Origin of the sequence: Gramella sp. AN32, from assembly GCF_023718305.1 — a bacterium.
In the GTDB taxonomy this organism is placed as follows: Bacteria; Bacteroidota; Bacteroidia; order Flavobacteriales; family Flavobacteriaceae; genus Christiangramia; species Christiangramia antarctica.
This window is the reverse complement of sequence record NZ_QEYO01000031.1, coordinates 1-10,009: the sequence shown is the minus strand read 5'-3', so window position 1 is coordinate 10,009 and position 10,009 is coordinate 1. Positions and strand designations below refer to the sequence as shown.

At 38.5% G+C, this 10,009-nt stretch carries 12 protein-coding genes and 1 other RNA gene; 4 read left to right on the top strand and 9 right to left on the bottom strand.

Annotated elements, in window-relative coordinates:
• On the top strand, positions 1 to 791 hold a 791-nt coding region (locus tag DHD80_RS19515), incomplete at its 5' end, for an SDR family oxidoreductase (protein ID WP_251743151.1).
• Positions 792 to 862: 71 nt separating this feature from the next.
• Here the strand turns inward: DHD80_RS19515 and DHD80_RS19970 are convergent.
• Together DHD80_RS19970 and ssrA are read right to left on the bottom strand one after the other, a co-directional pair.
• Positions 863 to 1,033 carry a phage integrase SAM-like domain-containing protein gene (locus DHD80_RS19970; protein WP_279347080.1) on the bottom strand — a complete coding sequence of 57 codons (171 nt, stop codon included), beginning with the start codon at positions 1,031 to 1,033 and terminating at the stop codon, positions 863 to 865.
• Positions 1,034 to 1,116: 83 nt separating this feature from the next.
• Positions 1,117 to 1,515, bottom strand: a transfer-messenger RNA (tmRNA) gene (gene ssrA, locus DHD80_RS19505).
• A 571-nt stretch (positions 1,516 to 2,086) separates the two neighbouring features.
• On the opposite strand from ssrA, the gene DHD80_RS19500 reads away from it, so the two are divergent.
• The 3 genes from DHD80_RS19500 (at position 2,087) to DHD80_RS19490 (ending at position 5,892) form a co-directional block, all read left to right on the top strand.
• On the top strand, positions 2,087 to 3,316 hold the full coding sequence (locus DHD80_RS19500; RefSeq protein ID WP_251743150.1) for an NAD(P)-dependent oxidoreductase: 1,230 nt from the start codon (positions 2,087 to 2,089) through the stop codon (positions 3,314 to 3,316).
• Positions 3,317 to 3,456: 140 nt separating this feature from the next.
• A complete protein-coding gene (locus tag DHD80_RS19495; protein WP_251743149.1) occupies positions 3,457 to 5,034 on the top strand; it encodes an NADP-dependent glyceraldehyde-3-phosphate dehydrogenase in 1,578 nt (525 codons plus the stop codon).
• Positions 5,035 to 5,037: 3 nt separating this feature from the next.
• A complete protein-coding gene (locus DHD80_RS19490) occupies positions 5,038 to 5,892 on the top strand; it encodes an endonuclease/exonuclease/phosphatase family protein (protein WP_251743148.1) in 855 nt (284 codons plus the stop codon).
• On the opposite strand, the gene DHD80_RS19485 is transcribed toward DHD80_RS19490, so the two are convergent.
• The 7 genes from DHD80_RS19485 to DHD80_RS19455 form a co-directional block, all read right to left on the bottom strand.
• Positions 5,856 to 6,200 (bottom strand): DUF2809 domain-containing protein, encoded by a 345-nt coding sequence (locus tag DHD80_RS19485; RefSeq protein ID WP_251743147.1) that lies wholly within the window; start codon positions 6,198 to 6,200, stop codon positions 5,856 to 5,858. The genes DHD80_RS19490 and DHD80_RS19485 overlap by 37 nt on opposite strands.
• Before the next feature lie 111 nt (positions 6,201 to 6,311).
• Positions 6,312 to 7,694 carry a cell envelope integrity protein CreD gene (gene creD, locus DHD80_RS19480; RefSeq protein WP_251743146.1) on the bottom strand — a complete coding sequence of 461 codons (1,383 nt, stop codon included), beginning with the start codon at positions 7,692 to 7,694 and terminating at the stop codon, positions 6,312 to 6,314.
• 26 nt (positions 7,695 to 7,720) lie between these two features.
• A complete protein-coding gene (locus DHD80_RS19475; protein ID WP_251743145.1) occupies positions 7,721 to 8,170 on the bottom strand; it encodes a hypothetical protein in 450 nt (149 codons plus the stop codon).
• A gap of 21 nt (positions 8,171 to 8,191) precedes the next feature.
• A complete protein-coding gene (locus DHD80_RS19470) occupies positions 8,192 to 8,491 on the bottom strand; it encodes an oxygenase MpaB family protein (protein ID WP_251743144.1) in 300 nt (99 codons plus the stop codon).
• A gap of 18 nt (positions 8,492 to 8,509) precedes the next feature.
• Positions 8,510 to 8,797, bottom strand: coding sequence for a hypothetical protein (locus DHD80_RS19465; protein WP_251743143.1), 288 nt, complete (start codon positions 8,795 to 8,797; stop codon positions 8,510 to 8,512).
• Between the two features lie 58 nt (positions 8,798 to 8,855).
• The gene (locus DHD80_RS19460; protein WP_251743142.1) at positions 8,856 to 9,164 is read right to left on the bottom strand and encodes a transcriptional regulator; all 309 of its coding nucleotides are present in this window, start codon (positions 9,162 to 9,164) and stop codon (positions 8,856 to 8,858) included.
• Between the two features lie 149 nt (positions 9,165 to 9,313).
• Positions 9,314 to 9,799 carry a hypothetical protein gene (locus DHD80_RS19455; protein ID WP_347709992.1) on the bottom strand — a complete coding sequence of 162 codons (486 nt, stop codon included), beginning with the start codon at positions 9,797 to 9,799 and terminating at the stop codon, positions 9,314 to 9,316.
• Positions 9,800 to 10,009: the final 210 nt, after the last annotated feature.

Genomic DNA, 10,009 nt, shown 5'->3' with positions numbered 1-10,009 from the left:
AACTTATAAAGGAAATCGGGAAAGACAATGTCATTGGCATCGCACGTACCCCTGAAAAGGCAAAAAATCTGGGCATTGAAATCCGTAAAGGAGACTACAACAATCGACAGGATTTCGATAGAGCCCTCCAAGAAGTTGACACCGTTCTTTTAGTGTCGGGTATGGATAAACCCGGAAATAGAATTCAGCAACATAGAAATGTAATAGATGCCGCCAAGAAAAGCGGTGTTCAAAAGATAGTGTATACCAGTATCGTAGGTGATGAAGATAAAAACGCATTTAGCCCCATAGTACAAAGTAACAGGCAGACAGAAAGAGACATTCAAGAATCCGGTCTTCTATGGGCAATAGGTAGAAATGGAATCTACATAGAGCCAGATTTGGAGTATATGGATACCTATGTAAAAGAAGGTGAAATAAGGAACTGTGCGGGTGAGGGAAAATGTGCGTATACCAGCCGAGAGGAATTAGGGTCTGCCTACGCCAAAATGCTCATCGAAGAAAAACACAATGCACAAGTCTACAATCTTGTGGGCGAACCTATTACCCAAGAGGAACTTGCAGATAAAATAAACCAAGTTTATAATACGAATCTCAAATACAAGCCGGTTTCGGTAGAAGACTATGCAGCTGAAAGAAAAGAAGAATTAGGCGACTTTTTAGGAACCGTCATTGCCGGTATTTATGAAGGAATCAAGAGTGGAGCAAATGATGTTCCTTCCGATTTTGAAAAAGCTGCCGGAAGACCCCATAAAACTGTTTTAGAGATGATTCAAAACTATATAAATTGACCAAAACCGGGAAGTACAAAGCTGTCTCTGTAGTATACAAGCCCTGCAACTGAATTGTGAAGAAAAATGGTTTATTGAATATGAAACCGGAAGGATTTTTCAGGAACAGATTCAAACCTGGAGATGAATTGATGGTTAATATCTTTCATTCGGAAATCTTCTGCTTTATAAACTTCCGTTATGAATTGCTCTACATGATTATAGCAGGTCCAGTAGGGTTTGGCGGTACTCTTGCAGTACAGGTGTATTAAAACTAAAAAATCTGCTCAGGTGAAAATACCTGGCAGATTTTTTAAATTTTAATCCGCAGCCCAGCTACGCTTAATTGTGGAGTCGGAGGGGTTCGAACCCTCGTCCAAACAAGCAATTCAGAAGCTTTCTACACGTTTAGTTTTCACTTGGTTGTCGATGCAAAGCCGGCCGAAAACCACCAACTTTACACGTATTCCCACTTAAGTTTCGCAACCGCATCAGGACCCTGCGGTCACTATATTTACTTTATCGGTGTCTCTGATGTGGATGCCGTAAATCAAGGCCTCCACGAGACATCTCGGCTCCCTGCCTTGCAGGGACTAAGTATAACCTACTGTAATTCGGTTACGCAGCCAAGGCGTAGTTATTCTCGCCGTTTAAAAAGTGTGAAATATGAGATTTAAGAGCTATATCCCAGCGCTCTACGTGCTTACAACTCAATTAGACTCGCTGTCAAAACCAAGTCGACCCCATAATGTAAAGAACTTCTCGAAATATGAGTTACGAACTTAGAATTACTAACTTTTAATAATTCATATTTCGTCCTCCATACTTCTTATTTTATCCGGAGCTTGTCCAAGGATGGCGTTCCGCTCCTGCTTGTGCAGTCGCGGCGGGCTATTCGCTTCAATCCCCGATAGCTATCGGGGGATTTCCGCTGCTACCTGCCTGCCGCAGGCAGGTCCCTAACGCGAATGAGAACGGTTGAAATTTAAAATTTTAACCAGTTCGAATTCATCCTGAACTTGTTTCAGAACCTAATTTAAGTCTTTCGTCATTCTGAACCTGGTTCAGAATCCCATTCATTAGAACCTGACACGAATTCAGTTTGACGCTTTTTTAAATTAAGTCTAAAATTTCAAAGAATACCAACCAGAAATTCCAGTTGGGGCAGCAAAGATACAGATTTTTATAAGATTCTCCACTTCATACCAACTTTCCTTTATGTTTTTAAAAGCCAGGAAAGCCGTGATAAAAAATTCCGTGAATTATTTATTTATATCTTTGGGAGACTACATAACTACACAAAACCTATTCCAGAAATGATGAAATTTGCCCTTATTAAAGAGCGAAAAACACCACCCGATCGTCGTGTCGTTTTTTCCCCGAAATTGCTAAAAGAAGCAAAAGAAAGATTTCCCGAAGCCGACTTCAAAGTTGAAAGTTCAGAGGTTCGAATTTTTAGCGATCAGGACTATCGTGATGCAGGCTTTGAAGTAGTGGATGATATTTCAGATTGTGATGTTTTACTCGGAGTCAAAGAAGTCCCCATCCCGGCGCTTATTCCGAATAAAAAATATTTTTTCTTTTCGCATACCATCAAAGAACAACCATATAACCGCGATCTGCTTAGGGAAATTTTGAATATGAACATCGAGCTTTTCGACCATGAAGTAATTGTAGATGAAAGAGGCAACAGGCTTATAGGTTTTGGCCGTTATGCAGGTTTGGTGGGAGCTTATAACTGTATTCGGGGAATCGGGCTAAGAGAAGATCTTTTTGAGCTGCCCAAAGCCGAAAATCTTTCCCATTTAAAAGCAATGCTCGCCGAACTTGATAAGATCGAAATCCCTAATTATAAATTCGTTTTAACAGGAAGCGGCAAAGTTGCTCATGGGGTTGGGGAAATTCTGGATCATTTAAAAATTAAAAAAGTCTCTACGGCCGATTATCTTTCTAAGGAATTTAAGGAGCCGGTTTATTGTGTGGCAGATGTGTTAGATTATAATAAAAGAATAGACGGGGCAAAAGGCAGCCGTAAAGAATTCTACAGCATGCCGGAAAATTATGCATCAGATTTTTTGAAATTCGCTGCAGCCAGCGATGTTTTTATTGCGGGGCATTTTTATGGCCAGGGAGCTCCGACATTTTATACGGCAGATGATGTAAAATTTGGGGATTTCAAAATAAAATATGTAGCTGATATTTCCTGCGATATCGCGGGCCCAATAGCCAGCACCATTAGGCCATCCACGATTGCTGAACCCTTTTACGGTTATGACCCCCAAACCGGTTCAGAAATAGATTTTTATGATGTTGATGCTATTGGAGTAATGGCGGTAGATAATCTTCCCTGTGAACTCCCCAAGGATGCCAGTGAAGGTTTTGGGGAAATGTTCCTAAAATCTGTATTGCCTGCTTTTTTTAATAATGACGAGAATGGAATTCTTGAAAGGGCGAGAATGACCAAAAATGGTAAACTAACCCAGCGATTTAACTATCTTGAAGGATATGTTCAGGGCAAAATACATCAGTCCGAAGGATCGGTGTAGGCATTTTAAACAGTTCAAAATTGATTATTTTCAGCTAATCTGGCTATCTTTATTCTTTAAAATCAATTACACATTGTAAATAAAGTGTGATAATTCAATATAAAGTATAATAAAATCAACCAATCAATTGAAACCTCAGTATGTCAAATAGCCATAATTTTCAGATAGAGAATTTATTACATCAGGAAACTTACTTAAGCAACGGTAAACTCATCAAGTGGAATGCTAAGAAAGATGAAGTTTACTCCACCATATCCTCCACGCAAGAATATCAACCCACCTTACTTGGAACTGTTCCGCATATGGATAAAAAAGCAGCTTTGGAAGTTTTGGATTCCGCTTGTGAAGCCTATGGAAAGGGACAGGGCAAATGGCCAACCATGAAAGTATCCCAAAGGATTGAATGTATGGAAGCCTTTGTAGAAAAAATGAAGGTTAGAAGGGAAGAAGTCGTAAAATATTTAATGTGGGAAATTGGTAAATCCCTGCCTGATTCCAGAAAAGAATTTGACCGTACCGTTGAATACATTTATGATACGATAGAAGACTATAAACAGCTTGACCGCGATAGTGCCAAATTCACAAAAAGGGATGGTGTTTACGCCCATATTCGCCGTGGGCCATTGGGAGTGGTTTTATGCCTGGGACCCTATAATTATCCCTTAAACGAAACATTTGCCTTGTTGATCCCAGCTTTGATCATGGGGAACACAGTCGTTTTTAAACCTGCAAAACATGGAGTTTTGCTCTTATCACCCTTATTGGAAGCTTTTCAAACCAGTTTTCCAAAAGGGGTGGTGAATGTGATTTACGGCAGGGGCAGGGAAGTGGCCGCGCCAATTATGCAAACCGGGCGTATAGATGTGTTGGCGTTGATTGGCAATAGCACTTCTGCCATAGCACTTCAGGATCAGCATCCATATAAAAACAGGCTTCGACTGGTTTTGGGACTGGAAGCAAAAAATCCTGCTATCATCCTTCCCGATGCCGATTTGGATTTGGCCATAGAAGAGTGTATTTCAGGAACACTTTCCTTTAATGGGCAGCGCTGTACGGCACTTAAAATTATTTATGTACATGAAGACATTAGGGAAGAATTCAATAAAAGGTTTACCCAGCAGGTAGATAAATTGAAATTTGGAAACCCCTGGGAAGATAATGTAAAACTTACTCCCCTCCCCGAACCAAATAAGCCCAAATATATCCAGGAGCTTATTGAGGATGCCAAAGAAAAAGGGGCAAGTGTACTTAATGAAAAAGGAGGAAAAATAACAGATAACTTTATATATCCCGCAGTCCTTTATCCGGTGACAAAGGAAATGCGTGTTTACAAAGAGGAACAATTTGGCCCGGTGATCCCAATTAAACCATTTAAAAACATCGTGGAAATTCTTGATGAAATGGCAGATTCCAACTATGGGCAACAAGTAAGTTTGTTTGGAAATGATATTTCAGAAATAGCACCGCTTATAGATACGCTGGTTAATTTAGTATGTCGTGTAAACCTAAATTCTTCCTGCCAAAGGGGGCCAGATGTTTTTCCGTTTACGGGAAGAAAAGATTCCGCAGTGGGGACTTTAAGTGTCCACGATGCCTTGAGGTCTTTTTCTATAAGGACTTTCGTGGCTTCCAAGGATAATGAACATAATAACGAAATCCTGAAGAAATTACTGGAGTCCAAAACTTCGAATTTCGTGAGTACGGATTATATTTTATAAGCAATGAAATTTATAATGACGGATTGGCGGAGTACACTACTCTTATTTGCAGGTATTTTTATCTCCACATTTTGTTTTTCTCAGGAAATGAAGATGATGACCTACAATATCAAGTATGCCAACGAAAATGATGGCGAAAACAGCTGGTCCCACCGCAAGGAATTTATTACCAATCAGCTGAAGTTTTATGAACCCGATATTTTTGGGGTTCAGGAAGCTTTGGAAAGCCAGTTAGATCATTTTACTTCAGAATTAAATACCTATGATTTCGTTGGGGTTGGACGCGAGGATGGAAAAAAGAAGGGCGAGTTTAGTGCGATTTTATATAAAAAAAATCTTTTTAAAGTGCTTAGTGCCCAAACATTCTGGCTTTCAGATACTCCGGAAAAAATTTCTACCGGTTGGGATGCGGCCTTACCCAGAATTTGTACTTATGCTTTATTTGAAGACATAAAAAGTGGTAAAAAGTTCTATTTTTTCAATACCCATTTTGATCATATTGGAGAGAAAGCAAGATTGGAAAGCGCTAAACTCATCCTCAAAAAAATAAAGGAAATCAATACCGAAAATTTCCCTGTTGTTTTAACCGGTGATTTTAACCTTGAGCCAGATTCTGAAGCTATTCAAACGATATCCATGGAAATGAATGATGCCAGGGAAGTTGCCCAAATGGTGAGTTTTGGTTCAGAAGGAACTTTTAACGGCTTTAATTTTGAAGAACCAGTTACCAGAAGGATCGATTATATTTTTACCAATGCGCAGGTAAAAGTTCAAAAATATGGCGTTTTGACCGATTCTAAGGAAATGCGTTATCCTTCAGATCATTTTCCGCTACTTGTTCTGGTGGAATTCAAATAATACTCCGCAGAACCGGTAAAAAGAATTCCAAGGAAATAGGCGAGAAGGTCCCAAACGGAAAAACTACTTCCTAAAACGATCATGAGAATTTTTGGCGGTTGATATTGCAGGACTTTTACAATATTGATGAGCTGAAAAAATTCCACAGCGACGGAGAATGCCAAAACTCCAACCAGGCCTTTTAGAACCGGAATTCCTGATATCCACATTACAAAACAGTAGATGAGGACCACTACCAGGAAATCGCCAACATAGGGGCGAATGAAACCATCTTTTATGAAATTTACAATAAATACTTCAATGCTCAAAAGAGTCAAAAACCCTAGAAAGTAATATTGTTTTTTGTTTCTTTTCAGTTTTAAAAGCATTGAATTTGTTAAGGGAGAAAAAAATATTCCTTTCTCCCTGAGGATTTAAAATTAATAATTATTCCAGTCAATTTTTCTGGAAACATACATCACTCCGCCCAGGATTAGGAATAAACCAATACTTCCTACCAGCAAAGCGTAACTTTCCAGTTGAATAATGATATAGATAAACGAGTAAAGTGTGCATAGTGAAATACCGATGAAAATTGGAAATTTCCAGCCATTCAAAATACTTTTGGAATAGAGGCTGATCATGAGAATCACTGAAATTCCTGCGATCACATAAGCTTTGAGGAAACTGCTATGTTCCGAAATTGAAATTAAGAGCGTATAGAACATCACCAGTCCCAGGCCAAGCATTAAATATTGAAACGGATGAATGGGAATTTTACTTAAAGTTTGGATAAGGAAGAAGAGGAGAAAAGTAAGGCCAATCACTAAAAAACCATATTTCGTGGCCCTTTCACTTTTCTGGTATTCGTCTACCGGGATCATGAAATTTACCCCAAAAGCATATTCCGTAAGATTAGGTAAGTTGTTGTTGAAACTTGGCGGAAAAGGCCTGTTGATATCCAGAATTTTCCATTTGGCATCAAAACCTTTTTCGGTTAATTTATCTTCATTATAGGGAAGAAAATTCCCAATAAAACTATTCGTTTTCCAGTCTGAAATGATCCGCGCCTCGGTGGTCTTTCCGATAGGCACAAAAGAAATTTCCGAACTTCCGTTTACCGAGAACTGCATTTTAAAATCGAGCGATTTCTCTGGTGAAAATTCACTTTCCTTTAATACCTCACTTTCCATCAAATACAGGTCTTGTCTTTCGGGTAAACGATTGGGTGTATCCTGATATTTTGAAGCAAAGGTATAGCTGGAATCCCCAATTTCGATATGCATCTGGTTGTTGACACCTTTCAGATTAGAAGTTTTAAAAATAATGCGCGCCTTCTCCCATAAAATATTTTCTTCGGAAATGTCCTCGTTTTTAATATCGGGATTCGTGAAACTTCCACTAATTTCTGTGGTACTTTTATAAACAGCGGTTTGGTAAATGCCGCGTTTTTTTATTTCAGGATCGATATTGGATTGAATTTTAAGCTGATGCGGAAAGAAATAAAAATATTTTATTTCCTCAACACTTTCCGTGGTTACCTCATTCTGCGAATTGGTAATTTGCTTTTGACGATAACTGTGATACGGAATTTTGAGAATAGGCCCGTAAACGATCACTTCATCGCCCCATTTATCATTGATTTCAGAAACTACATTTTTTTGTCGTTGCGCCCTTTCCTGAATGAGTTCCTGAACCATAAAAAGGGGGATCAACAGGATGAGCGATAGAAAACCGATGATGAACATTCTCGCTGTGATAGAATTCTTAAGCCAGTTAATAAATCGGTTGCCGGTTGGTTGTTCGGGTGAATGATTGTCCATTTGTTGATTTTTAATGATGAATTGAATTAAGCCGGGATATGATCAAGCGATTTAATTTCCTTAAGATATGCTGCAGGAAGGATGAAAGATTTTATCTTATCATTCAATTGAAAATTCCTGCTGAATTTGTATACTGAAATTATGGGTACTAACCACGAGAAAGATCTTAAATGCAATAATTTTCGAACCCTTTTGGGAACGAGGAGTCGCTGACTTTCCAGTAAAAGCTGATACCTGAAAAAACCTAAATGATGTTGATATTGTTTGAAAAGGTCTTTCGTAAATGTTCCAAAATAAAGATGTTGTTGCAGGTATATCTCTCTTGTGTTCTTGTAGCTATTATAATTTTCGGGTAAATTTTTTAAACCCATTCTTACTCCCATTCTAAAAAAGACATCAAAAACTTCTTCCTTTTCAGAACAACTGAGTTCTCGTTCCAGAATTTCAAAAGAGCGAATGGAATAATCGATCAGCATAAAAAGTACATCCTTATAGGCCTAATCCGGAATATTTGTTCCGCGTTTACTTTCAACCGCGGAATGAATTTGGTTTATTAGATCGATCGTTTGATACGCTTCTTGTTTTTCAGCAAAAACAATGGACCGTGCATAGGATACCGTTGAGAATAGCCTTCCTAATGGATCTTTAGGTAATTTCCCCGTAAAATAAAGCCAATCCACCGCTTTGTTCAAAGCAAATTCAGCAGAAGCACCGGCGAAAATAAGGAGAATGGTGTCGCTCTTTTCCCAGATTTTGCGAACTATAGAGCCCTCTTTTACAAATTTTTCAGTTTTCATATACCAGGATTTTTAGCATTAACTTCCGGCAAACGGAGTTCCAAAAATTCCTACGGCGAGTTCTGCCCAGATCAGCATAAGCGCTAGAAGAATGAGTCCGCAGGCGATAATTCTGCTTTTAGTGGTTGAAAATTTCCGCAGCGCAAATTCTATGGTGAGCCCGGCACTAAAGAGCAAAATGCCCATGATAATAAAATCTCTTAAGTCCCAGTCTACACCTTCTGCGCCAAACTGAATAGCAAAAAAGGGAAGTGATAAAATCGCTGCGGCGATTCCTAAAATGATCAATAATCGTGTTTTTTTCATAATTCTATTACTTAAGGTTTAAAGTACTTTGATATTCAAAGTGAACGGATAAAATTTTTTATTTTTTATTTTTATTCTGGTTTAATAGGTTTTCAATAGCATTTATATGTTTTTTAAAATCTTCTTTTCCTTTTTGGGTCGCACTATAACGGGTGTTGGGTTTTCTATTAATAAATGATTTTTCAACTTTTATATAGTGCTGTTTCTCCAATGCCTTTATATGGCTGGCGATATTACCATCGGTAACACCAAGCAGTTCCTTCAGTGTTATAAAGTCTGCAAAATCGTTCACCACAAGAACACTCATAATACCCAACCGAACCCGGTGATCAAAGGCTTTATTAATATTGCTTATCAAATTTTTCATCTAGGCGTTTTTCCCGTCGTATTTTTTAGACATCCAGATGCCATAAATAATATGAAAGATTCCGAAGCCAACTGCCCAAAAATACAATCCAAAACCTATAAACTTTGTGGCGATCAAACCCAGTACAACGTTGGCATAGCCCAATCCTTTTAACTCGTCAAACGTGTATTTACTGGCGTGATTAAAGCAAGCCCGTAAAAAATAAGCATTGCCGAAGCGATCAAGCCTATAATATTATATTCCAAAAGAACAAGGCAAAAAAGGCCACCGGCGAGTAGGGGGGCAAAGAAGTTTATTAGAAGTCTTCTTCCAGGACTATCCAGAATTTTCTGGTTATTTTTCTTGGCTTTCCGGGTGGTTAGGAAAATGGCGGTTCCAATAGCCAAAACAAGAACTACGATCGCGATGATTACCAATTGATCAACTAATTGATTGTCATAATAATCAACCTGTACTGTATCATAGTGGTTGTTTAAAATTGTATTGGCCAAAATCATATTAGCAACTAGAGCACCGGCCAGGGCATAGATACCGGCAAATACTCCGGAAAGGCCACTCAGGGAAATGAATCGGGAGGAGCGATTCATCAAATTTTTGATCTCGCTGAGGTCTTTCAGATACTTTTCGTTTTCCATTTTTAAAGTACTTTGAAAAACAAAGTTAGAGAAATTATTTAGATTTCAATTATTATGGACATAAAAAAACCCGCAATATTTTGCCTACCGTCTGGACATATTTCTAAAGAGGATCCAACCTTGCATAATAGAGGAGAATTTTTGTAAGCCTTTCCAAAAGGTTGTGATTCCGGGTTTTCTCTCAGAGAGATAGCCTTTCCAGCCGCCCAA